This is a genomic window from Pseudomonas sp. PDM09 (genome assembly GCF_014852305.1).
GTDB lineage: Bacteria > Pseudomonadota > Gammaproteobacteria > Pseudomonadales > Pseudomonadaceae > Aquipseudomonas.
Genome location: NZ_JACVBI010000007.1, coordinates 379,966 through 401,437 on the forward strand (window position 1 = coordinate 379,966; position 21,472 = coordinate 401,437).

Sequence of the window (21,472 nt, forward strand, 5' to 3'; positions counted from 1 at the left end):
ACAGGGTTTTATATCTGGCCAAAGGGCATTGGCATACACCGATCTAATGTGGGAGCGGGCTTGCCCGCGAAGAGGCCCGCTCAGCCACCGGAGCTCGCTGATCCGGCCAACACTTTCAACGCCGCCTTACGCTCCCCAACCGGTAACGCGCCCAATTTCTCCACCGCCGCATAAAACCTCACCCAATCCCCATCGACTTGCCCGAACAACGCGGCAAACGCCGGCACCCATTGGTCATACAAACCAAACGGGAGCAACCGGGCGTTGTTCATCGGGGTGTTGATCCAGGCATCGAAACGTTTGTTCCCAGCCCATTGGCTGTCGCGTAGCGTCCGGTAATCACGGCGTAATTGTTCGAACTCTGCTGCTTTTCGCTTGCGCATTTGCTCGGCAGGAAGCGGCAAGGCGTAAAGCTGTTCCAGTCTCTTGCGGGCGTCCAGAACCAATTGGATGAACTGATCGCGTTGCTGCTCCAACGCTCGGTTATCCGGTGGCAGGCCACGGAATGCACGCCATTGACGAGTGCCCTCCTGCTCGACGAAGGTGGCGAAGGACTCGTTGAACTCGGTGTCGTCTTTCACATAAAAACGTTGATGGGCGAGTTCGTGGAAAATCAGCGTGGCCAACCGTTCGTCGCCCCAGCCCATCATTGAGCTCATGATCGGGTCGTTGAACCAACCGAGCGTCGAATAGGCCTCGACGCCGCCAATCGACACGTCCATACCTTGCAATCGTTGCAAAGCGGCCTCACCGCGGGCAGCACTCTGGCTGTAATACCCGCGATAGGCGACGCAGCCAGCGATGGGGAAGCAATGGTTCTGCGGCTTCAGCGAAAACTCCGGCGTAGCAAAGACGTTCCAGACTACAAACGGTCGGCCGATGTCGGCGTACAGGCGATAGCTCTGGTTGTCCGGCAGGTGCAGGTGTTGGCTGGCGAATGTCCGGGCCTTTTGTGATTGGGCCAGATGCGCGCGCAATTGCTGATCGCGGTCCGGATCGGCAATCACACTGGAAACCGGCTCCCGTGCCCGCAGCAAGTGCAGCTGACCACTGGCCAATTGGCCGTAATAGCTGATGCTGGTGCAGCCGTTAAATAACAAAAGAAGCATCCCCGGAAACAAAATGCGTAAAACGCGATCAAGTAACCCAAGGCTTGGACGCGGCCTGATCAAAATGAATCATCCCTGGAAAGTCTGCCCGCAAGACTATCCCGCCTATTGGAGCTCCGCTATGCGCAAGTTGATGCTGACGGGAGGCCTGCTGATGCTGGCCGGTTGTGCTGGACTGCCCACCCCTGATCCTTCGCAGGCATGGATCGATCTGGATTCACGGCAGGAAGACACCGCGCTGCAAGCGGTGGAAGTCGATGACAAGGCTTCCATCGACAAGCGTTACTTCGAGGTGCAGCCCGGTAGCCATGAGCTGACGGTTCGCTACTTGTTCGCAGTCCAGCCGACCAACATTGGCCCCAACGCCGAGCCGCTGTGGCGCGACTGCCAGTTGAATGTGAAATTCAAGGAATTCAACGCCGGTCAGCGATATCAGCTGCAAGCGGGATACATCGGCTTTCGGCCGTGGGCGAAGCTCTATGATCAACAGCGAAAAGTGATTGGACAGGGCACACCGGCAGGCTGCCAACGTACTTGATCGACGCTATGCTGAATTATCAGTCCTTGGGAAATTCATCATGCGCAGGTTGTTGCTGTTGCTCGCGGCAGGCACCTTTGTCGGTTGCACGAGTCCGTTGCCGGCAGTCGATCCACAAATGGCATGGGTCGACTTCGCTACGCCGAGCCCCGGCGGGAAACTGCTGATGGCCGATCGGCTGGACAATCAGCGGCTGAGCGACGGGCGTTACTTCCAGGTCACCCCGGGTAGCCATGAACTGAGAGTACGTTTCGATTTTGAAGTATTTGGTGGTGGCTCGGGCTTGATGAATGCTCCGCTGGAGCGGCTGTGCTACCTGACCATCAACTACGACCATTTCGAGGCCGGCCAGCGTTACCTGCTGGAAGCGCGTTCTATAGCGTTCACCCCCAGCGCCCGGCTCTACAATGCCAAGCGGGAAATTATCGCCGAAGATCGGTTGGCCAACTGCGTCATGTGAGACGAATCAACGGTCATTTTTTTGGTAGATGATTTTCTTGGTGCCGCCTTCGCATGAACCGACGACCATGTTCTGATCGTGCACTTCGTCGTTGGTGACGATTTCCAGGGTGTAGGACGAGACGTTATTGGCCTGGATCTTGGCTTCGATCTCGGCCTTGAGTTCCTCACAGGATTTCGGTGCCGCGAGGGCCGATGTGGCCAGCGTGCAACAGATAACCGCCAAGGCAAAACGTTTCATGGTTGAAGCTCCCTTGAGGCAGCGCGCATGGTGATGCGCTGAAGCTGCTGTCATTTATTCGACCACAGTTTTGTCAGTCAGGTTATGTTTCAGGACAAAAAAAGACCGCAACCTGCGAAAGGGAGCCCGCGAAGGCTGCGATCTTTTACCCGCTAGCGTATCAACCCACTATCAGCTGACCAACGTCGCATCCAGGCTGATTTTCGCATTCAGCACTTTGGACACCGGGCAGCCTTCTTTGGCTTTGTTGCTCAGTTCCTCGAATTGCGCCTGGGTCGCCCCGGGGATTTTCGCCTTGAGAATCAGTTTTACCGCTGTGATTGCAAAGCCACCGTCTACCTGGTCCAGGGTAACTTCGGCATTGGTGTCGATACTGTCGGCCTTAAGGTTGGCCTCGCCGAGAATCATTGAAAACGCCATGGAGAAACAGCCCGCGTGAGCCGCGCCGATCAGCTCTTCCGGATTGGTGCCTTTACCCCCTTCGAAACGGGCCTTGAAGCCGTAGGGCGCGTCTCTGAGAACGCCGGTTTCCGTGGAAATCGAGCCGATACCGGTTTTCAGATCACCTTCCCAATGAGCTGATGCTTTCTTCGTGATAGCCATGTCTGCCTCCTCAAGATCCGGCGCGAAACGTCGCGCCTTCGTGGTTTTCGGTTACCAGGGTTCTGAGGATAGACCGTCCGGCAAAGTTCACCTCATCTGATCGGTCCTCTAATCGCGTAGGAATTTTGTCTCTCCTATTGAAACTCGGGTATATGCCCTCATTGCATAGAACACGCTTATAGACTCGGCAGGTTTTCGTTCGTGAAAAAACCTGCTTACCCATTGGAGAAGCAGGTTTATGAAACGACTATCCGATATCAAGTTCTCGACCCTCGATCTGGTGCCCGTGCGGGAGAACGGCAGTGCGGCCCAGTCTCTGCACAATTCTCTGGACCTGGCGCAACACGTCGAAAAATTCGGCTATAACCGCTTCTGGGTCGCCGAGCACCACAACATGGACGGGATCGCCAGTTCGGCGACCTCGGTTCTGCTGGGCTATCTGGCTGGCGGCACTTCGACCATTCGTGTCGGGTCGGGGGGCGTGATGCTGCCCAACCACGCGCCACTGGTGATCGCCGAGCAGTTTGGCACCCTTGAAAGCCTGTATCCGGGGCGGATCGATCTGGGCCTGGGGCGCGCCCCCGGCTCCGATCAAATGACCGCCCGCGCCTTGCGCCGTGAACGTTCCGGCAGCGCCGACGACTTCCCGCAAGACGTGACTGAACTGATGCGCTACCTCGGCCCACGTACGCCAGACCAGCGGATCATTGCCATGCCGGGTACCGGCACGAATGTCCCGATCTGGTTGTTGGGTTCGAGCCTGTTCAGTGCGCAGTTGGCGGGTGAGCGCGGTTTGCCCTACGCCTTCGCTTCACATTTCGCACCGCGCTTCATGCATGAGGCGATTCGCGTCTACCGCAACCACTTCAAGCCTTCAGCGGTTTTGGATAAGCCTTACGTGATGCTCGGCGTGCCACTGGTGGCTGCAGACACTGATGAGCAGGCCGATTACCTGGCCACTTCGGTCTACCAGCGGATTCTTGCGTTGATGCGTGGCCAGAGCCTGGTGCAACGCCCGCCAGTGAAGACCATGGACGGTCTGTGGCTGCCCCATGAGAAAGAAGCGGTCGGTGATTTCCTTGGCCTGGCCATGGTCGGCAGTCCGCAGAAAATTCGCGCCAAGCTGGAAGTGCTGATCGAACAGACGCAGGCCGATGAGCTGATTTTTACCTGTGACCTGTACGAACATGCCGATCGCCTGCACTCCTATGAGTTGCTGGCGCAGGTCATGAAGGGCTGAAGCGCAATCGCACCCACAAAAAAGCCGACGCCATTGCGTCGGCTTTTTCATTTTCGAGGGCGGTCAGCCCTGCTTGTAGACGATTTGCCTGGAGCCTTTTTCACAGGTGCCAACGACTTTTCCGTCAGCAGCAGCGCCTTTGTCGACGATCTCCAGTGTGTAATTGGAAATGCCCTTGGCATCCAGTTTCGCTGAGATTTCGGCTTTCAGCTCGTCGCACGACTTGCCTTGGGCAAAGGCTGTTCCCGCAAGGCTCAACAAGCCTATCGCCAAAATAAACTTCTTCATGGGGTGCACTCCTTGGTCGGATCAATAGGGGGAGCGCATCCAGCTATCGGCCGGACGCACTCACCACGTAGCGCTTTGCCATTCCCTATGGCATTCGGCCGGCGCGCAAGTTCAGAAGACTGGCTTAAGCTCAGCTACTGGCAATCCGGAATCCGACTTTAAGCGTCACCTGGAAGTGTGCCGCTTTGCCGTCCTTGATGTGCCCGCGGGTTTCGGTCACTTCGAACCATTCCATGTACTTCAGACTTTTGTTGGCTTCGGCCAGGGCATTGTTGATGGCGTCTTCAATACTGGTTGTGGATGAGCCGACCAGCTCGACTTTCTTGTAGGTGTGATGGTCAGTCATGGCGTTCTCCTAAGGGTGTGAAATACAGCCTAGCAGTGATTTTTCTTATTTCTTCTGTCGACCAATCCGAGGGGGATTTCAGATTTACTGCACTTTCTCAAACCCCTGAAGTCCCAACCAACACACGCAACTCAAACAATGCAGGAGATTCACCATGGCCAACACCTCGTTACGTAAAGCCTCATTGCAAAGCATGGAAGCCGAGATCGAGAGTCTGCTGAAATCGTTGGAAAGCCTGAAGGACGACGCCTCGGACGAATCGCGTAAAACCCTTAAAACGCTGAAAATCAACGCCGAAAACGCGTTGAAGCATTCGCGTCATCTGCTCTCCGATGCCTATGAAGAGGTCAAGGTCAAAACCCGTGAAACCGGGATCGCGACACGTGACTACGCCCAGGAGCACCCTTGGACTACAGCCGGCGTCGCCGTTGGTGCGCTGGGGCTTCTGGCGGCCTACCTGTTGTGCAAGCGCGGTAATTAAGGTGCCTGACGCAGTTCGTTTTTAAGCCACTGCGCCAATTGCCGAGCGCGCCCGTCCGCTGCGCGCTTGGGTAGCCACAACGCCAGTTGCGCCGGGGTTTCACAGAAACCCCATGGCGCAACCAGGCGACCGGCCTTCAAGTCTTCTGCCACCAGCGGCTCAGGCGCGATGGCCACACCCAGCCCGGCCACTGCCGCCTCCAGCAAATAATACAAATGCTCGAAACCCTGACCGTATCTCAGCGCCTTGGCGTCGAGGCCGCTTTGCTGTGCCCAACTCGGCCAGGCTTGCGGACGTGAGGTGGTGTGCAGCACGGGTTCGGTCAGCAGGACGTGTGCCGGTGCGTTCCGCAGCCTTTCGTAGCCGACGAATCGTGGGCTCATGACCGGGCCGATGCGTTCGCTGGCCAGTTCATAAACTTGCATGTCCGCCGGCCATGGCGGCTCGGCAAACACCAGCAAAGCGTCCAGGCCGGGCCGCCGTGGATCGAGATCGCCTTCGCCAGCCGACAGGTGCAAACGCAGATCCGGCAGATCCGCATTGAGCCGCCCCAAACGCGGAATGAACCAGCGCGCCAGCAGGCTGCCCGAGCAGCCGAGCACGAACGGCGCATCGGCGGTGCTTTGGGTCAGTTCGGCGCAAACGCTGCGCAATCGCTCGAAGGCTTCACCGCTGACATCGCGCAAACGGACACCGGCATCTGTGAGTTTCAGGCCGCGCCCATCCTTGATGAACAGGCTCACGCCGAGGTGTTCTTCCAGTACCTTGAGCTGTCGGCTGACCGCACCATGAGTGACGTGCAGCTGCTCGGCGGCCTGACTGACGCTGTTCAGGCGGGCAGTGGCTTCGAAGGCGCGAAGGGCGTTCAGCGGAGGAAGGTCGTGGCTCATGGTATCTGTGAGTTTTCCTGACAGGTTGCGGCGATCTTATCGGTTTTCAGTGCGGGATGTCAGGGGTAGAGTGAACCCCATCGTCACCTCTCGAATACAACTGGAGCGACCCATGACCCAGACTAATCTGCGCAACGGCCCCGACGCCAACGGCCTGTTCGGCGCGTTCGGTGGCCGTTACGTCGCCGAAACCCTGATGCCGTTGATTCTCGATCTGGCCCGCGAATACGAAGCGGCCAAGGAAGATCCGGCGTTCAAAGAAGAATTGGCCTACTTTCAGCGTGATTACGTCGGACGTCCAAGCCCACTGTATTTCGCCGAGCGTCTGACAGAGTTCTGCGGCGGCGCGAAGATTTACCTCAAGCGCGAAGAGCTGAACCACACCGGCGCGCACAAGATCAACAACTGCATCGGCCAGATCCTGCTGGCGCGGCGTATGGGCAAGAAGCGCATCATCGCCGAGACCGGCGCCGGCATGCACGGCGTGGCGACCGCCACCGTGGCTGCGCGTTTCGGCCTCGATTGCGTGATCTACATGGGCACCACTGACATCGAACGCCAGCAAGCCAACGTGTTTCGCATGAAGCTGCTGGGCGCCGAAGTGATCCCGGTGGTCGCCGGCACCGGCACCCTCAAAGATGCGATGAACGAAGCCCTGCGTGACTGGGTCACCAACGTCGACAGCACCTTCTACCTGATCGGCACCGTCGCCGGCCCGCACCCATATCCCGCCATGGTTCGTGACTTCCAGGCTGTGATCGGCAAGGAAACCCGCGAGCAATTGCAAGCCCAGGAAGGCCGTCTGCCCGACAGCCTGGTGGCGTGCATCGGTGGTGGTTCCAACGCCATGGGCCTGTTCCACCCGTTCCTCGATGACAAGAGCGTCGAGATCATCGGCGTTGAAGCAGCCGGTTACGGCATTGAAACCGGCAAGCACGCGGCCAGCCTGAACGGCGGCGTACCGGGTGTGCTGCACGGCAACCGTACTTTCCTGTTGCAGGACGACGATGGCCAGATCATCGACGCTCACTCGATCTCTGCCGGCCTCGATTATCCAGGCATTGGCCCGGAACACGCCTGGTTGCATGACATCGGCCGCGTCCAGTACACCTCGGTGACCGACGACGAAGCCCTCGACGCATTCCACAAATGCTGCCGCCTGGAAGGGATTATTCCTGCACTGGAAAGCGCCCATGCCCTGGCCGAAGTGTTCAAACGCGCACCGACGCTGCCGAAAGATCACCTGATGGTGGTCAACCTGTCCGGGCGTGGCGACAAAGACATGCAGACCGTGATGCACCACATGGAACACTCTCAACAAGAGCAATCCAAGCAGGAGAAACACTGATGAGCCGCCTGCAAACGCGTTTTGCCGAACTCAAGGAACAGAACCGCGCCGCTCTGGTGACCTTTGTGACCGCTGGCGATCCGAGCTATGACACGTCTCTGGCGATCCTCAAAGGCTTGCCGGGAGCGGGTGCCGACGTGATCGAATTGGGCATGCCCTTCACCGATCCAATGGCCGATGGCCCGGCGATTCAACTGGCCAACATTCGTGCCTTGGGCGCCAAACAAAACCTGGCGAAAACCCTGCAAATGGTTCGCGAGTTCCGCGAAGGCAATAGCGAGACGCCGCTGGTGCTGATGGGTTACTTCAACCCGATTCACATGTACGGCGTACCACGTTTCATCGCTGAAGCCAAAGAGGCCGGTGTCGATGGCCTGATCGTGGTCGACTTGCCGCCCGAGCATAACGGTGAATTGTGCGACCCGGCACAGGCGGCGGGCCTGGACTTCATTCGCCTGACCACTCCGACGACTGATGACGTGCGCTTGCCGACTGTTTTGAACGGCAGTTCCGGCTTTGTTTACTACGTGTCGGTGGCGGGTGTGACCGGTGCGGGCGCGGCGACTCTGGAACATGTCGAAGAAGCCGTCACCCGTCTGCGTCGCCATACCGATCTGCCGATCAGCATCGGTTTTGGTATCCGTACTCCAGAGCAAGCGGCGTCCATCGCGCGTCTGGCTGACGGTGTGGTGGTGGGGTCGGCGCTGATCGATCACATCGCTAATGCCTCAACACCGGATCAGGCTGTGGAGGGCGTACTCAGCTTGTGCGCAGCCTTGTCCGAAGGCGTGCGTAAAGCACGGGTCAGCTGAAGGTAAAGTTCCTGATACAGAGGAATTAGAGCCTCGCGGCACAGACTAAACAGCAAGACCGAGGGCTTCAGGACTACGTTCTGGAGCCCACAAAAAGATCGCAGCCTTCGGCAGCTCCTACAGGGGAATGCGATACCTCTGTAGGCGCTGCCGAAGGCTGCGATCTTTTGCTTTCAGGGCAACTCCAACCCACCCGCAGCCTTGTGCAGCTTGCGCAAATGTTCGCCAACCTGCTTCAGGTTGGCTTCGTTGGCGGCCATCTCGGCGGCACGGCTCGGTTCGAGCAGTGCTCTGACTTCTTTGTCCAGATCCCCGGTCAGCGCTTGCAGTTGCTTCTGGCGCAGGTTGCTTTCCGACTGCAGACGCGTCCACTCGTTCGCTTGCGGCAAACCATAACCACCGGTGCTGCCGAGCAGTTCGGCCGGACGGCTGAGGAAGCCGCTGTTGGCGAGAATCTCCTGCAAGGTCGCATTGGCCTTATCCATGCCGCCATTCTTCAATTCCCGAGCGCCCAGATAACGTTGCTTCACTTCGTCCTGGGCCAGCACCATCTGCTGACGGAAACTGGCCTGCTCCAGCAGCAGTAACGCCGCACTGGTGCGCAAATCAGCCTGATCAATCCATTTGCGGCGCTCTTCAGCTTTCAAGGACAGCCAGTCCTCGACCTTGTCCTGCTTGATCGGCAAATACTTTTTCAGCACTTCGAACATCGCTTGATAACGCTCGCGGAAGGAGTCGAAGCGATAGCCCAGGCGCAGTGCTTCGCGGGGATCATCCAGCACGCTGGTGTTTGCCAATCCACGGCCCTTGAGCACTTCCAGCAAACCGTTGGGCATGATGCTGTCGAGGCCGACCAGTTGCGCATTGTTGGTGCTGCTGCGCAGTAATTTCAGGCCTTCCACTGCGCAATTGTTGGACAGGAAAAAATAGTTGCCATCGTAACTCCAGTGCATCTCCGCGGCGTGTTCCACCACGTCTTCGATCTCGCTGTGCGACAGGTTCAGCGGCACCGATGCCAGGCTGCGCAGTTCGGTCTTGGTGTATTCGTCGATCACCTGGGCCAGCGGCAAGACAAACAGGCGCGACGGATATTTACCCACCAGTCCATCCCAGCTCGACAACTGTAGGTCACCGACGAAGGCGCGGTAGGACAACACCAGATGTTGATCCAGATCCAGTCGACAATCCGGCCCGCGAGGCCGACCCGGTGCACAGATCACCAGTCGCAGCATGCTGTGGCCCCAGCGGCTGACCCAGTTCTGATTGGCCTCGGCCAGAAGATAGTCGACAGCGTAAACCCGCTCTGGATCGACTTGGCCCAAGGGCTGCTTGGCGAAGTCGTTACCCGCATTGAGGAAGGCGAATGATTGGGCGCATGTGTCTTTGGCGGCGGGCGCCCAACCGAAATGTTCTTTGTAATAGCGATATAGCGCAGGACGACGGCAGGCATAGCTTGGGTCAAGGAGGAAGTACTCCATGTTGACCGCGACGAACTCCTTCGGGCTGCTCGTCTCGTAGATGTCCGGGCTGCGGGCAATCTGCCGGTTGTGCTGTTCGCGCTCACCGCGTCGACCGACGTATTGCGGCCAACCGGCCAAATCCAGCAGACGAGGATCATCGCTGAGGGTCCAGCGTCGCTCCGTCTGCCCACGGCATTGATCGGGGATGCCGATCAGCCCGGAGCTGCTGTTACGTTGCTTGCAGCGCTGGATCAGCGTGCGCTCGGCGTCTGGCCACAGGCGCGCACGGTCATAAATATGGGTGAGTTCGTGCAACACTGTGGCGAGCATTTCCCGGCGGACCGTGCCGTGGGGACGATACGTTTTTTGGGTCGCGGCGCTGCCGTTGGTGAGGCTGGCGAGCAGATTGCGATTCAGGTCGAGCTCGGACACTAGCGATGCCTGACCGTAAGCATCGCCCGGCATTTCGTCGGTCCAGCCGACATCAATGCGCCGGTCCAGTTGCTCGATGAAGCGCGGCGGTAACGCCAGCATGGCTTCATTGAGCAGCGCCTGACTGGCCTGCTGTTGCGCGGGGCTCAGACCGTCGGTCTTGAGCCGTAATTGCAGGCCGGCCTGAGCCGTGTTGCCAAGCAGCAACACAACCCCGGCCAGCAGCCAGGCGCCTAGCGACTTCACAGTGCGAGGATGGCTTCGGCGAGAACCTGATCACTGGCGTCGCGGGCTTCCGGTACGCGGGTGCGCAAGGTGTCGAAGGCCGCTTCCAGGTGCGCACCGCGGATTTCACCGTCGCTGGCGACGAAACTGGCCGCATCGTCGTGGGCTTCACGGACGATCTTCGAGTCACGGATGGACGTGGTGGTATCGGATGTGAAATCGAGCGTGCGTTGGGTGGCATTGATGATGATGTTACTGGTGGCTACCAGGGTGTGCGCCTGGGCCACGTCAGCCAACAACAGCAGGCCAAGGGCGGCAGCAATCAGTGGGGTACGCATGGAATGACTCCGGAGGAACAAGGGATAACTATTGGACGAGAATCGCTTGTGCCAGTTCAAGGTCGCTGGCATGAAGTTTTGGCTGGGTCTGGCGCAGGTAAATCAAGGCAGACTCCAGTTGCGATCCTCGCAGTTGACCATCACTGGCTATGAACGCGGCAGCGTCATCCCGGGCGGCGATCAGCAGTTTATGATCGAAGGGCGCGGAGGTCACCATGCTGGTGGCATAACCACTGGCCACGGTGCCTTGCGTAGACAGGTTGAAAGCATCGAAGGCATGGGCCGAACCCGACCAGCAAGCCGCCAGAAAAACCGCAGTGATCGAAATACTTGAAAGAAAACGCATGAGACTCGATAGCTAAAAGCGAGTCCCAAGGCTAGCGCAATGCCCGGGCTAGAGCCAGCGTCGAAACATTGGGACACGACGGGCGTGCCCCACTTCAGAGCTGTCGCTTAGATCGTCAGGATGGCCTGGGCCAGCTGTGCATCGGTCGCATTCAGTTGTGGAGCCTGTTGGCGGATATGGTCGAGAGCACTTTCCAGTTTTACACCACGAATGGCGCCTTCACTGGCAACGAAGCTAGCGGCATCGTCACGGGCTGCACGGACGATTTTGTCGTCGCGAAAGGAAGACGAGACATCCGACGTTGCATCAGAGGACGCCTTCAGTCCACCGACAATGGAATCGGTGGTCACGATAAAGCTGGTGGCGTGGGAATTGGCAGCAACGGCAAGCAGGGCGGCAGCGCTGAGCAAACGAAGACGGGACATGGGGTAGCTCCTTTGGATAGACCGATTTAGAAGTGGCTCAGGATCAGACGCCTGTCGTAAAGCGATCGCCACGTTCTATCTGGATATTAGGCCTGTGCATATCGGTTAGAACAGCCCCTGTCTGCCAAGGGAGGAAATTAGCGCCAGAACGGTTTTGTCCACTTCGTTGAGGCGCTCGGCATGGCTGATGCCCAGATCCGAGAGCTGTTGATCATTGAGTTGGCCCAGCAACCGTCGGGTTCGAGCCTACGCCTGTGGCCCAGACACACTCCGATGAAATTGTACTGGTTCAATTTGTTGAATGTATAAACTGTACCTATTGAGGGTTATATCTTCTGTACGGCCCAATGTGAACGCTCCAAAACGACAAAACCCGTCGTGGTTTCCCACGACGGGTCTTGTTTGTTCAATTCGGGTTGCTGGCGGTGGATCCGGAGGATCAGAGCCAGCGACGCTAACTTAGCGCCAGAACGGCTTGCTCAGCTCTTCGTAGCGTTGTGCTTCGCTAATCCCTGCGTCAGCCAGCAGACGCGAATCCAAGCGAGCCAATTGATGGCGGCTGGAGATGCGGCGCTGCCACAGCATCAGGTTGGCGATAACGCGCAGAGGCATGGAAGCCTGGGTTTTTGCAGCAGTATCTTCGAAGAACAGTTCGGAACTGAGTGTACGTTCCATGGTTGACATCCTTCCGCTTATGGCGGGATTAGGTAGTGGTTTAACTGATGCCAATGATCCTCCCGTTTGGCCAGTCTCTGTAGATACAGTTCACCTGTATTGTGAGAGACCAGTTAACTGTTAAAAGGCAGTGTACTGGTCTAAATTGAGGCAACTGTACCTATGCGCACTAAACAGGTGCGTTTTTGATCATTTCAACGCAAAAGGTAGGTGAATGCCGTAGGAAAAGACCGGTACAGCAGTACAGTTTTTGGCGTGATGGAGCGTTGTCACCGCAAGCTGACGAAACTGTGTTTGCGTCAGCTGCGATCTGTATCAATTACACCGTCAGCATGCGCCCGGTTTCTTCCAGGTTTATGTGCCAACTCAGGGCATCGCGAAGGATGTGCGGGGTATGCCCGCCGACTGCGCAAGCGGCAGTGAAGTAGTCATTCAAGGCTGGGCGATAATCCGGGTGAACGCAGTTGTCGATGATGACCCTGGCGCGCTCACGCGGTGCCAGGCCACGCAGATCGGCCAAACCTACTTCGGTCACGAGAATGTCCACGTCATGTTCTGTGTGGTCGACGTGGCTGACCATGGGGACCACGCTGGAAATCGCGCCGCCCTTGGCAATCGACTTGGTGACAAAGATCGCCAAGTGCGCATTGCGCGCGAAATCGCCGGAGCCGCCGATCCCATTCATCATCCGAGTGCCGCAGACGTGGGTGGAATTGACGTTGCCGTACAGGTCGAACTCCAGCGCCGTGTTGATGCCAATGATGCCCAGGCGCCGCACTACTTCGGGATGGTTCGAGATTTCCTGGGGGCGCAGGACCAGCTTGTCCTTATAGTGCTCCAGATTCCCGAACACATCGGCATTGCGCCGGCTCGACAGAGTGATCGAGCTGCCCGACGCAAAGCTCAGCTTGCCGGCGTCGATCAGGTCGAAAGTCGAATCCTGCAGCACTTCGGAGTACATGGTCAGTTCTTCGAACGGCGAGTCGATCAAGCCGCACATCACTGAATTGGCGATAGTGCCGATACCGGCTTGCAGCGGGCCGAGCTTGTTGGTCATGCGACCGGCAGCCACTTCTTGTTTGAAGAAATCGATCAGGTGATCAGCAATGGCCTGAGTGTCGCTGTCCGGCGGCAGGACAGTGGATGGCGAGTCGGACTGGTTCGTAATCACGATCGCGACAATTTTTTCCGGCGGTATCGGGATGGCGGTGCTGCCGATGCGGTCGTCGACCTTCACTAACGGAATCGGGGTGCGGGTCGGCCGGTAGGTCGGGATATAGATGTCGTGCAGGCCTTCGAGATTCGGGTTGTGCGCCAGGTTGATCTCGACGATCACGTGCTTGGCGAAAATCGCGAAGCTGGCCGAATTGCCTACCGAGGTGGTCGGCACAATATGGCCCTGCTCAGTGATTGCCACGGCTTCGATCACCGCGATGTCCGGTAGCTTGAGTTGTTGGTTACGCAGTAGCTCTACGGTTTCCGACAGGTGCTGGTCGATGAACATGACTTCGCCGGCATTGATCGCCTTGCGCAGGGTGCTGTCCACCTGGAACGGCATGCGTCGCGACAGTACGCCGGCTTCAGTCAGTTGTTTGTCGAGGTCGTTGCCCAGGCTGGCACCGGTCATCAGGGTGATTTTCAGCGGCGCGACCTTGGCACGCTCGGCCAGGGCATGAGGCACAGCCTTGGCTTCGCCGGCTCGGGTAAAGCCGCTCATGCCGACGGTCATGCCGTCCTGAATCAGAGCGGCAGCCTCGGCGGCGCTCATCACCTTATCCAACAACGAAGGCAAGCGAATACGGTCACGGTACATGGATTGTTATCTCGGGCAACGGAAGCAAGGTGCGCAGTCTAGTGAATTTGATCAGTGTCCGTCCCGCTACCAAGGTCGCATTCGGGCCGTCTATTCTGGGCCTTTCAGACAAAACACCGTTACAGGATCGGTAACAGCCACAAACAAAAACGCCCCGACGAGTCGGGGCGTTCAGCTTGCCGAAGGGTATTACTCGACGGCTTTGACCATGTCTTCGATGACTTTCTTGGCATCGCCGAAAACCATCATGGTCTTGTCCAGGTAGAACAGTTCGTTGTCCAGACCGGCATAGCCGCTGGCCATCGAGCGCTTGTTGACGATGATGGTCTTGGCTTTGAACGCCTCGAGAATCGGCATGCCGGCAATCGGCGATTTCGGATCGTTCTTGGCCGCCGGGTTAACCACGTCGTTGGCACCCAGCACCAGCACCACGTCGGCCTGACCGAACTCGGAGTTGATGTCTTCCATCTCGAACACCTGGTCGTAAGGCACTTCGGCCTCGGCCAGCAGTACGTTCATGTGCCCAGGCATCCGACCCGCAACCGGGTGAATCGCATACTTCACGGTCACACCACGGTGGGTCAGCTTCTCGGTCAGCTCTTTCAGAGCGTGCTGTGCCCGAGCGACCGCCAGGCCGTAGCCTGGAACGATGATCACGGTGTCGGCGTTGGTCAGCAGGAAGGTCGCGTCGTCGGCCGAGCCGGATTTCACCGGGCGGGCTTCCTTCGAACCTGCCGGGCCGGCAGCGTCTGCCGTATTGCCGAAACCGCCGAGCAGTACGTTGAAGAAGGAGCGGTTCATCGCCTTGCACATAATGTACGAGAGGATCGCACCGCTTGAGCCCACCAGCGAGCCGGCAATAATCAGCATCGAGTTGTTCAGCGAAAAGCCGATTCCCGCTGCTGCCCAGCCGGAGTAGCTGTTGAGCATCGACACCACGACGGGCATGTCTGCACCGCCGATCGGGATGATGATCAGCACGCCCATCACGAAGGCCAGGGCCAGCATCAGAGCAAACGCGCTTAGATTGCCGGTCAGCATGAAGGTGATGCCGAGTGCCAGCGTCGCCAGACCCAGCAGCAGGTTCAGCTTGTGCTGACCGCTGAACTGTACGGGTGCGCCCTGGAACAGGCGGAACTTGTACTTGCCCGACAGTTTGCCGAACGCGATCACCGAACCGGAGAAGGTGATTGCACCGATGGCAGCGCCGAGGAACAGCTCCAGGCGGTTACCGGCAGGAATCGAATCCCCCAGTTCCTTGACGATGCCCAGCGATTGCGGCTCGACCACCGCCGCGATGGCGATGAACACTGCGGCCATACCGATCATGCTGTGCATGAAGGCGACCAGTTCCGGCATCTTGGTCATTTCAACGCGCTTGGCCATGATCGAACCGGCGGTGCCGCCGACCAGCAGGCCGACGATGACGTAACCGATGCCGGCAGTAGCACTGCCTTGCTCAAAAGAGAGCGCGCCCAGCTTATAAATGAGGCCGATAGTAGTGAGGATCGCCAACGCCATGCCGAGCATGCCGTAGACATTGCCGCGCCGCGATGTGGTTGGGTGCGACAGGCCTTTGAGGGCCTGGATGAAGCAGATCGACGCGATCAGGTAGAGCGTCGTTACCAGATTCATGCTCATTACTTGGGCGCCTCTTCTTTTACGGCTTTCGGGGCTTTTTTCTTGAACATCTCAAGCATTCTGCGAGTTACGAGGAAACCACCGAACACGTTCACTGCCGCCAGAGCCACCGCCAGGGTGCCCATGGTCTTGCCCAGTGGGGTCACGGTCAGCGCGGCCGCCAGCATGGCGCCGACGATCACAATCGCCGAAATGGCGTTGGTCACCGCCATCAACGGCGTATGCAGTGCAGGTGTAACGTTCCATACCACGTGATAACCGACATAAATCGCCAGCACGAAGATGATCAGGTTGTAGATACCGGGGGAGATAAGCTCTTCCATCGTCTGAATCCCTGCTTAGGCGTTTTTGCGGATGACTTGGCCGTCGCGGCACATCAGGCACGCGGCGACGATGTCGTCTTCGAGGTTCACTTCAAACTGGCCTTCTTTGTTGAAGACCAGCTTCAGGAAGTCCAGCAGGTTGCGCGCGTACAGCGCCGAAGCGTCGGCCGCGACGGCGCCGGCCAGATTGGTCGGGCCGCAAATGGTCACGCCATTCTCGACGACCACCTGATCAGCCACGGTCAGCGGGCAGTTACCGCCCTGAGCGGCCGCGAGGTCGATGACCACGGAGCCTGGCTTCATCTGCGCCACGGTTTCCGCGCTCAATAGCGTCGGCGCCTTGCGGCCCGGGATCAGTGCAGTAGTAATGACGATGTCAGCCTGCTTGGCGCGTTCGTGCACGGCCAAGGCCTGGCGCTGCATCCAGCTGGCCGGCATGGGGCGTGCGTAACCGCCGACACCGACGGCGCATTCGCGCTCTTCATCGGTTTCGTACGGCACATCGACGAATTTCGCACCCAGAGATTCGATCTGTTCCTTCACGGCAGGACGCACGTCGGACGCTTCGATGACTGCACCCAGACGTTTCGCCGTGGCAATCGCCTGCAAACCGGCCACGCCAGCACCGAGAATCAGCACACGTGCCGCTTTCACGGTACCCGCAGCGGTCATCAGCATCGGCATGAAGCGTGGATAGTAGTGAGCAGCCAGCAACACGGCTTTATAGCCGGCGATGTTCGCCTGGGAGGACAACACATCCAGGCTCTGAGCGCGGGAGGTGCGCGGCGCGGCCTCCAGTGCGAAAGCGGTAATGCCGCACTCAGCCAGCTTGGCAATGGTTTCATTGCTGAACGGATTGAGCATGCCCACCACAACGGTGCCGCTTTTTATCAGCGTCAGTTCGCTGTCGCTGGGGGCGACCACCTTGAGAATCAGCTCTGCGCCAAATGCATCATTGGCACTGCCAATGGTCGCGCCTGCCGCTTCATAAGCACTGTCGACAACGCTGGCGTTAATACCGGCGCCGCTTTGCACAGTGACTTTATGACCCTGGCCGATCAACTTCTTGATGGTTTCCGGGGTTGCAGCAACCCGTGTTTCACCCGTCTGGGTTTCGAGAGGAACACCAATGTGCACGTCAAATCTCCTGCGTGATCTTATTGAGTAAACCCAGGCACTTCGGATGGTGCGGCTGGGGCGGCCGATCAGCACGATCCCGCTAAATCAGGGCGGGGCGCGGCATTTTGCAGGCGAACTTTGTGCCCTTCAAGGGATTATGACGGGTGACGGAAAATTAACTACAAGTCACCCCGTGACCGAATGTCGCACCGATCAGTGCAATCCCTTGCAGGCCGTGGCTTGTGAGGATTCTGTCCAAAATTCAAGAATTTACACATCGGCACGGTGAATGAGGTGTCATTGCCTTCCAATGGAGGCTCAAGGCCACGTATTCAGGCCTTTGTAGGACGTTTGTGCTACTCCTCAGTACAGTCTGCCAATATGCGACAAATACTTATATCTGTAGTGCTTTTGTCTTCCTGACTACGGGGTCAGCTAATAAGTGTGAGCCTTTACCCTTCTAGGCTGTAGCCTTGTGCCTGATTCACCAGCCAATCGCGAAATGCCTTTAAAGAGGCTGATTCGACCTTTCGCTCGGGAATCATCAGGTAGTAGGCCTTAATGCTCGATAGTGCCTGGGCGTTGGCAATCACCAGACGCTTCTCTGTCAGTTCGCGCTGAATCAAGAACGGTGGAATCAGCGCGATCCCCATATCGTGCATTGCAGCTTGAGCAAGCATGGAGAATAGCTCGTAACGCGGCCCTGTCATGTCTCGCGGGATATTCAGGCTTTGAGAGTTGAACCACTGGCGCCAGGCATAAGGGCGTGTGGTCTGCTGTAGTAGGGGCAGTTCGGCGATTTCCCTGGGGCTCAGGTTGGTTTTTTTGCCCAGTAACGTGGGGCTGCACACCGGCATCGGATTTTCGCCCATGAGCCTATGGGATTCGGTACCCGGCCAGTCGGCGTCGCCGAAATAGATCGCGGCGTCGAAGTCGGTGTCGGCAAACAGGAAGGGGCGGGTGCGGTTGGTGAGGTTGACCGTCACTTCCGGATGTTTGTGCTGAAAATCCTTGAGTCGCGGCAACAGCCATTGAGTGCCGAAGGTGGGTACCACCGCCAGTTCGATCACGTTGGCACCCTGCTGGCCCATCACTGACAAGGTGTCCCGTTCAACCGCATCGAGTTGGGTAGCCACTCGGCGGCTGTAGGAAAGCCCGGCCTCCGTCAGCTTCACTCCGCGCCGCGAGCGCCGGAACAGTTCGACGCTGAGGAACTCCTCTAGGCTGGCGATCTGTCGGCAAATCGCTCCCTGCGTGAGGGAAAGTTCCTGGGCGGCCTTGGTAAAGCTCTCGTGGCGCGCTGCAGCTTCAAAACTGATCAGGGCGGTTGTACTGGGGATCTTTCTGCGCATGTACGTCAACCTCACTAATACATCGCATATAGGCTATGTTGCGACGTTACGGAGTGAGAAATTAGCACAACAGTATGCAAAATCCTCGTTTGTCGTGAAGCCAAACCCGGCCTAGGATCACTCCACGTTATTTGACCCGATTCGAGAGGACTCACTCATGGGCGGTAAAGCTAGCTTCAACTGGATCGATCCCCTGCTGCTGGATCAACAGCTCACTGAAGAAGAACGCATGATTCGCGACACGGCTCAGCAATTCGCTCAGCAGAAGCTCGCGCCACGCGTTCTCGAAGCTTTCCGTCATGAGAAGACCGACCCGGCGATCTTCCGTGAGATGGGCGAAGTGGGTCTGTTGGGTGCGACCATTCCTGAGCAATACGGTGGAAGCGGCCTTAACTACGTCAGCTACGGTCTGATTGCCCGTGAGGTCGAGCGTGTCGACTCCGGCTATCGCTCGATGATGAGCGTGCAGTCTTCGCTGGTCATGGTGCCGATCAACGAATTCGGTACCGAAGCACAGAAACAGAAATACCTGCCGAAGCTGGCCTCGGGTGAATGGATCGGTTGCTTCGGTCTGACCGAGCCTGACCACGGTTCCGACCCGGGCGCGATGATTACTCGTGCACGTAAAGTGGAAGGCGGCTACAGCCTCACCGGCAGCAAAATGTGGATCACCAACAGCCCGATCGCCGATGTGTTCGTGGTTTGGGGTAAGGACGACGCGGGCGACATTCGTGGTTTTGTTCTGGAGAAGGGCTGGAAAGGCCTTAGCGCTCCGGCGATTCACGGCAAGGTTGGCCTGCGTGCATCCATCACCGGCGAGATCGTCATGGACAACGTGTTTGTCCCTGAAGAGAACATCTTCCCGGATGTCCGTGGTTTGAAAGGTCCTTTTACCTGCCTTAACTCGGCGCGTTACGGCATTTCCTGGGGTGCACTGGGCGCTGCCGAGTTCTGCTGGCACACCGCTCGCCAGTACACCCTGGATCGTAAGCAGTTTGGTCGTCCATTGGCGGCCACACAGTTGATCCAGAAAAAGCTGGCTGACATGCAGACCGAAATAACCATGGCGCTGCAAGGCTGCCTGCGTCTGGGTCGTATGAAGGATGAAGGCACTGCTGCCGTCGAGATTACTTCGATGATGAAGCGCAACTCCTGTGGCAAATCCCTCGATATCGCCCGCATGGCGCGCGACATGCTGGGTGGTAACGGCATCTCCGATGAGTTCGGTGTCGCTCGGCACCTGGTCAACCTGGAAGTGGTGAATACCTATGAAGGTACGCATGACGTCCATGCGCTGATCCTCGGTCGCGCGCAGACCGGCATCCAGGCGTTCTATTAATAGGAGAACGGTCATGGGCGCGCTTTCGCATCTACGGGTACTGGATTTATCGCGGGTGCTTGCCGGGCCTTGGGCCGGGCAGATCCTGGCGGACCTTGGCGCCGAAGTCATCAAGGTCGAGCGCCCGGGCAATGGCGATGACACGCGCGCCTGGGGGCCTCCGTTCCTTAAAGATGCCTATGGCGAGAACACCAGCGAGGCGGCCTATTACTTGGCCGCCAATCGCAATAAACAATCAGTGACCATCGACTTCACGCGGCCAGAGGGGCAGCAGTTGGTGCGTGAGTTGGCGGCGAAGTCGGACATTCTCATTGAAAACTTCAAGGTCGGTGGTCTGGCGGCTTATGGGCTGGACTATGAGTCGCTCAAGGCGATTAATCCGAAGCTGATCTATTGCTCGATCACTGGATTCGGTCAGACAGGTCCGTATGCCAAGCGTGCGGGTTACGATTTCATGATCCAGGGCTTGGGCGGTCTGATGAGTTTGACCGGTCGTCCCGAAGGCGATGAAGGCGCGGGTCCGGTGAAAGTCGGTGTGGCGCTGACAGATATTTTGACCGGGCTCTATTCAACAGTAGCGATCCTGGCGGCGCTGGCTCATCGGAATCAGGGCGGTGGCGGTCAGCATATAGACATGGCATTGCTGGATGTTCAGGTGGCTTGTCTGGCCAATCAGGCGATGAATTACCTGACTACAGGCGTTGCGCCTAAACGCCTGGGCAACGCTCACCCGAATATCGTGCCTTATCAGGACTTTCCTACAGCCGATGGCGACTTCATCCTCACTGTGGGTAATGATGGGCAGTTCCGCAAGTTTGCGCAGGTGGCTGGTCAGCCGCAGTGGGCGGATGATCCACGTTTTGCGACCAACAAATTACGGGTGGCTAACCGAGCAGTATTGATTCCGCTGATTCGCCAGGTGACCGTGTTCAAGACTACTGCTGAGTGGGTGGTGCAGCTGGAGCAGGCAGGCGTGCCATGCGGACCGATCAATGATCTGGCGCAGATGTTTACCGATCCTCAGGTTCAGGCGCGGGGGTTGGCTATTGAGCTGCCTCATGCTTTGGCCGGGATGGTGCCGCAGGTTGCGAGCCCGATACGTCTGTCCGAGACTCCGGTGGAGTACCGTAGTGCGCCTCCTTTGTTGGGTGAACACACGCTGGAGGTTCTGCAGCGGGTGTTGGGTCTGGATGCCGGAGTCGTTGCTGGGTTCAAGGCGTCTGGAGTGCTCTGAGCATTCCTTCTATATAGCAGGGCTGGTTTTGCTCTCCTATATAGAGGGGAATGCGCAGTTTTCCGGCGTTCCGCAAGTTATTGATAGAAAAGCGTAATTAGAGGTTGACGGCAGATTCTGGAGGTCTATAATTCGCCCCACTTCCGGCGCAGTCGAAACGGAAAACTCCTTGGTAAACAAAGAGTTACGCAGTTTTCGGCAGCGGTTACGCTTCAGTTCATCGAAGCCAGAAGGAGTTGAAAGAGCGGTGTTGTTTGGCTCTTTTGATGGTTCGATCTTCTCGGTCGAAAGCGGAGAAAAAGAGGTGTTGACAGCAGCGAGTAACGCTGTAGAATTCGCCTCCCGCTAACGAGAGATCGGAAGCGCAAGTGGTTGAAGTTGTTGAAGATTCCCAA

General features: G+C 57.9%; 24 protein-coding genes and 1 pseudogene. 8 read left to right on the plus strand and 17 right to left on the minus strand.

Annotated features, from left to right (window positions below; translation table 11 throughout):
* Positions 1-80: 80 nt before the first annotated feature.
* Positions 81-1,172: an aminopeptidase gene (locus IB250_RS19095; RefSeq protein WP_192345245.1), complete on the minus strand. Its 1,092-nt coding sequence runs from the start codon at positions 1,170-1,172 to the stop codon at positions 81-83.
* A 58-nt stretch (positions 1,173-1,230) separates the two neighbouring features.
* Between IB250_RS19095 and IB250_RS19100 the strand changes: the two genes are divergently transcribed.
* Entirely contained in the window at positions 1,231-1,647 is a 417-nt protein-coding gene (locus tag IB250_RS19100; protein ID WP_123720044.1) for a hypothetical protein, read from the plus strand.
* A gap of 40 nt (positions 1,648-1,687) precedes the next feature.
* On the plus strand, positions 1,688-2,107 hold the full coding sequence (locus IB250_RS19105; protein ID WP_192345246.1) for a hypothetical protein: 420 nt from the start codon (positions 1,688-1,690) through the stop codon (positions 2,105-2,107).
* Between the two features lie 6 nt (positions 2,108-2,113).
* Here IB250_RS19105 and IB250_RS19110 read toward each other — a convergent pair whose 3' ends face one another.
* On the minus strand, positions 2,114-2,347 hold the full coding sequence (locus IB250_RS19110; RefSeq protein WP_048397315.1) for a DUF1161 domain-containing protein: 234 nt from the start codon (positions 2,345-2,347) through the stop codon (positions 2,114-2,116).
* A gap of 171 nt (positions 2,348-2,518) precedes the next feature.
* Positions 2,519-2,950 carry an OsmC family protein gene (locus IB250_RS19115; protein WP_007902777.1) on the minus strand — a complete coding sequence of 144 codons (432 nt, stop codon included), beginning with the start codon at positions 2,948-2,950 and terminating at the stop codon, positions 2,519-2,521.
* Between the two features lie 238 nt (positions 2,951-3,188).
* Between IB250_RS19115 and IB250_RS19120 the strand changes: the two genes are divergently transcribed.
* Complete coding sequence (locus IB250_RS19120; protein WP_192345247.1) at positions 3,189-4,190, plus strand: LLM class flavin-dependent oxidoreductase; 1,002 nt, start codon at positions 3,189-3,191, stop codon at positions 4,188-4,190.
* Between the two features lie 63 nt (positions 4,191-4,253).
* Here the strand turns inward: IB250_RS19120 and IB250_RS19125 are convergent, their stop codons facing one another.
* On the minus strand, positions 4,254-4,478 hold the full coding sequence (locus IB250_RS19125; protein WP_192345248.1) for a DUF1161 domain-containing protein: 225 nt from the start codon (positions 4,476-4,478) through the stop codon (positions 4,254-4,256).
* A gap of 130 nt (positions 4,479-4,608) precedes the next feature.
* On the minus strand, positions 4,609-4,824 hold the full coding sequence (locus IB250_RS19130) for a dodecin (protein WP_007902773.1): 216 nt from the start codon (positions 4,822-4,824) through the stop codon (positions 4,609-4,611).
* Between the two features lie 154 nt (positions 4,825-4,978).
* Between IB250_RS19130 and IB250_RS19135 the strand changes: the two genes are divergently transcribed.
* On the plus strand, positions 4,979-5,305 hold the full coding sequence (locus IB250_RS19135; RefSeq protein WP_007902771.1) for a DUF883 family protein: 327 nt from the start codon (positions 4,979-4,981) through the stop codon (positions 5,303-5,305).
* Here IB250_RS19135 and IB250_RS19140 read toward each other — a convergent pair.
* Positions 5,302-6,195, minus strand: a complete 894-nt coding sequence (locus IB250_RS19140) for a LysR family transcriptional regulator (RefSeq protein ID WP_192345249.1) — start codon at positions 6,193-6,195, stop codon at positions 5,302-5,304. The two genes, IB250_RS19135 and IB250_RS19140, sit on opposite strands and share 4 nt — an antisense overlap.
* A gap of 112 nt (positions 6,196-6,307) precedes the next feature.
* Between IB250_RS19140 and trpB the strand changes: the two genes are divergently transcribed.
* Together trpB and trpA are read left to right on the plus strand one after the other, a co-directional pair.
* A complete protein-coding gene (gene trpB / locus IB250_RS19145; protein ID WP_007902766.1) occupies positions 6,308-7,543 on the plus strand; it encodes a tryptophan synthase subunit beta in 1,236 nt (411 codons plus the stop codon).
* Positions 7,543-8,355 (plus strand): tryptophan synthase subunit alpha, encoded by an 813-nt coding sequence (gene trpA / locus IB250_RS19150; protein WP_192345250.1) that lies wholly within the window; start codon positions 7,543-7,545, stop codon positions 8,353-8,355. The genes trpB and trpA overlap by 1 nt, the downstream gene beginning before the upstream one ends.
* A 173-nt stretch (positions 8,356-8,528) precedes the next feature.
* On the opposite strand, the gene IB250_RS19155 is transcribed toward trpA, so the two are convergent.
* The 11 genes and pseudogenes from IB250_RS19155 to IB250_RS19205 form a co-directional block, all read right to left on the minus strand.
* Positions 8,529-10,493, minus strand: a complete 1,965-nt coding sequence (locus IB250_RS19155; protein WP_192345251.1) for a DUF4105 domain-containing protein — start codon at positions 10,491-10,493, stop codon at positions 8,529-8,531.
* Positions 10,490-10,810 (minus strand): DUF2388 domain-containing protein, encoded by a 321-nt coding sequence (locus IB250_RS19160; RefSeq protein ID WP_192345252.1) that lies wholly within the window; start codon positions 10,808-10,810, stop codon positions 10,490-10,492. Before IB250_RS19160 ends, IB250_RS19155 begins: the two co-directional genes overlap by 4 nt.
* 28 nt (positions 10,811-10,838) lie before the next feature.
* Positions 10,839-11,156 (minus strand): DUF2388 domain-containing protein, encoded by a 318-nt coding sequence (locus tag IB250_RS19165; protein WP_192345253.1) that lies wholly within the window; start codon positions 11,154-11,156, stop codon positions 10,839-10,841.
* 107 nt (positions 11,157-11,263) lie between these two features.
* Positions 11,264-11,581, minus strand: coding sequence for a DUF2388 domain-containing protein (locus tag IB250_RS19170; protein WP_008067730.1), 318 nt, complete (start codon positions 11,579-11,581; stop codon positions 11,264-11,266).
* A gap of 137 nt (positions 11,582-11,718) precedes the next feature.
* Positions 11,719-11,827 (minus strand): annotated as a pseudogene (locus IB250_RS19175) (DUF1127 domain-containing protein); the annotation flags it as partial.
* A 213-nt stretch (positions 11,828-12,040) separates the two neighbouring features.
* On the minus strand, positions 12,041-12,256 hold the full coding sequence (locus IB250_RS19180) for a DUF1127 domain-containing protein (RefSeq protein WP_007902752.1): 216 nt from the start codon (positions 12,254-12,256) through the stop codon (positions 12,041-12,043).
* Between the two features lie 319 nt (positions 12,257-12,575).
* Positions 12,576-14,069, minus strand: a complete 1,494-nt coding sequence (locus IB250_RS19185) for an acetyl-CoA hydrolase/transferase family protein (protein WP_192345254.1) — start codon at positions 14,067-14,069, stop codon at positions 12,576-12,578.
* 189 nt (positions 14,070-14,258) lie between these two features.
* Positions 14,259-15,710, minus strand: a complete 1,452-nt coding sequence (locus tag IB250_RS19190) for an NAD(P)(+) transhydrogenase (Re/Si-specific) subunit beta (RefSeq protein WP_192345255.1) — start codon at positions 15,708-15,710, stop codon at positions 14,259-14,261.
* Positions 15,710-16,033, minus strand: coding sequence for an NAD(P) transhydrogenase subunit alpha (locus tag IB250_RS19195; RefSeq protein ID WP_003187010.1), 324 nt, complete (start codon positions 16,031-16,033; stop codon positions 15,710-15,712). The genes IB250_RS19190 and IB250_RS19195 overlap by 1 nt, the downstream gene beginning before the upstream one ends.
* A 15-nt stretch (positions 16,034-16,048) precedes the next feature.
* Positions 16,049-17,170, minus strand: coding sequence for a Re/Si-specific NAD(P)(+) transhydrogenase subunit alpha (locus IB250_RS19200; RefSeq protein WP_123358427.1), 1,122 nt, complete (start codon positions 17,168-17,170; stop codon positions 16,049-16,051).
* 434 nt (positions 17,171-17,604) lie between these two features.
* Positions 17,605-18,504, minus strand: coding sequence for a LysR family transcriptional regulator (locus tag IB250_RS19205; protein WP_192345256.1), 900 nt, complete (start codon positions 18,502-18,504; stop codon positions 17,605-17,607).
* A gap of 157 nt (positions 18,505-18,661) precedes the next feature.
* Here IB250_RS19205 and IB250_RS19210 point away from each other — a divergent pair, with 157 nt between their 5' ends.
* The gene (locus tag IB250_RS19210) at positions 18,662-19,843 is read left to right on the plus strand and encodes an acyl-CoA dehydrogenase (RefSeq protein WP_007897013.1); all 1,182 of its coding nucleotides are present in this window, start codon (positions 18,662-18,664) and stop codon (positions 19,841-19,843) included.
* A 13-nt stretch (positions 19,844-19,856) separates the two neighbouring features.
* Complete coding sequence (locus tag IB250_RS19215; RefSeq protein WP_192345257.1) at positions 19,857-21,077, plus strand: CaiB/BaiF CoA transferase family protein; 1,221 nt, start codon at positions 19,857-19,859, stop codon at positions 21,075-21,077.
* The last annotated feature ends 395 nt before the right edge of the window (positions 21,078-21,472 follow it).

Bases quoted from the DNA above. Each gene is read 5' to 3' on its own strand.
- IB250_RS19100 (WP_123720044.1), top strand. From the start codon at position 1,231: ATGCGCAAGTTGATGCTGACGGGAGGCCTGCTGATGCTGGCCGGTTGT.
- IB250_RS19105 (WP_192345246.1), top strand. From the start codon at position 1,688: ATGCGCAGGTTGTTGCTGTTGCTCGCGGCAGGCACCTTTGTCGGTTGC.
- IB250_RS19110 (WP_048397315.1), bottom strand. From the start codon at position 2,347: ATGAAACGTTTTGCCTTGGCGGTTATCTGTTGCACGCTGGCCACATCG.
- IB250_RS19115 (WP_007902777.1), bottom strand. From the start codon at position 2,950: ATGGCTATCACGAAGAAAGCATCAGCTCATTGGGAAGGTGATCTGAAA.
- IB250_RS19120 (WP_192345247.1), top strand. From the start codon at position 3,189: ATGAAACGACTATCCGATATCAAGTTCTCGACCCTCGATCTGGTGCCC.
- IB250_RS19125 (WP_192345248.1), bottom strand. From the start codon at position 4,478: ATGAAGAAGTTTATTTTGGCGATAGGCTTGTTGAGCCTTGCGGGAACA.
- IB250_RS19130 (WP_007902773.1), bottom strand. From the start codon at position 4,824: ATGACTGACCATCACACCTACAAGAAAGTCGAGCTGGTCGGCTCATCC.
- IB250_RS19135 (WP_007902771.1), top strand. From the start codon at position 4,979: ATGGCCAACACCTCGTTACGTAAAGCCTCATTGCAAAGCATGGAAGCC.
- IB250_RS19140 (WP_192345249.1), bottom strand. From the start codon at position 6,195: ATGAGCCACGACCTTCCTCCGCTGAACGCCCTTCGCGCCTTCGAAGCC.
- trpB (WP_007902766.1), top strand. From the start codon at position 6,308: ATGACCCAGACTAATCTGCGCAACGGCCCCGACGCCAACGGCCTGTTC.
- trpA (WP_192345250.1), top strand. From the start codon at position 7,543: ATGAGCCGCCTGCAAACGCGTTTTGCCGAACTCAAGGAACAGAACCGC.
- IB250_RS19160 (WP_192345252.1), bottom strand. From the start codon at position 10,810: ATGCGTACCCCACTGATTGCTGCCGCCCTTGGCCTGCTGTTGTTGGCT.
- IB250_RS19165 (WP_192345253.1), bottom strand. From the start codon at position 11,156: ATGCGTTTTCTTTCAAGTATTTCGATCACTGCGGTTTTTCTGGCGGCT.
- IB250_RS19170 (WP_008067730.1), bottom strand. From the start codon at position 11,581: ATGTCCCGTCTTCGTTTGCTCAGCGCTGCCGCCCTGCTTGCCGTTGCT.
- IB250_RS19180 (WP_007902752.1), bottom strand. From the start codon at position 12,256: ATGGAACGTACACTCAGTTCCGAACTGTTCTTCGAAGATACTGCTGCA.
- IB250_RS19185 (WP_192345254.1), bottom strand. From the start codon at position 14,069: ATGTACCGTGACCGTATTCGCTTGCCTTCGTTGTTGGATAAGGTGATG.
- IB250_RS19190 (WP_192345255.1), bottom strand. From the start codon at position 15,710: ATGAGCATGAATCTGGTAACGACGCTCTACCTGATCGCGTCGATCTGC.
- IB250_RS19195 (WP_003187010.1), bottom strand. From the start codon at position 16,033: ATGGAAGAGCTTATCTCCCCCGGTATCTACAACCTGATCATCTTCGTG.
- IB250_RS19205 (WP_192345256.1), bottom strand. From the start codon at position 18,504: ATGCGCAGAAAGATCCCCAGTACAACCGCCCTGATCAGTTTTGAAGCT.
- IB250_RS19210 (WP_007897013.1), top strand. From the start codon at position 18,662: ATGGGCGGTAAAGCTAGCTTCAACTGGATCGATCCCCTGCTGCTGGAT.
- IB250_RS19215 (WP_192345257.1), top strand. From the start codon at position 19,857: ATGGGCGCGCTTTCGCATCTACGGGTACTGGATTTATCGCGGGTGCTT.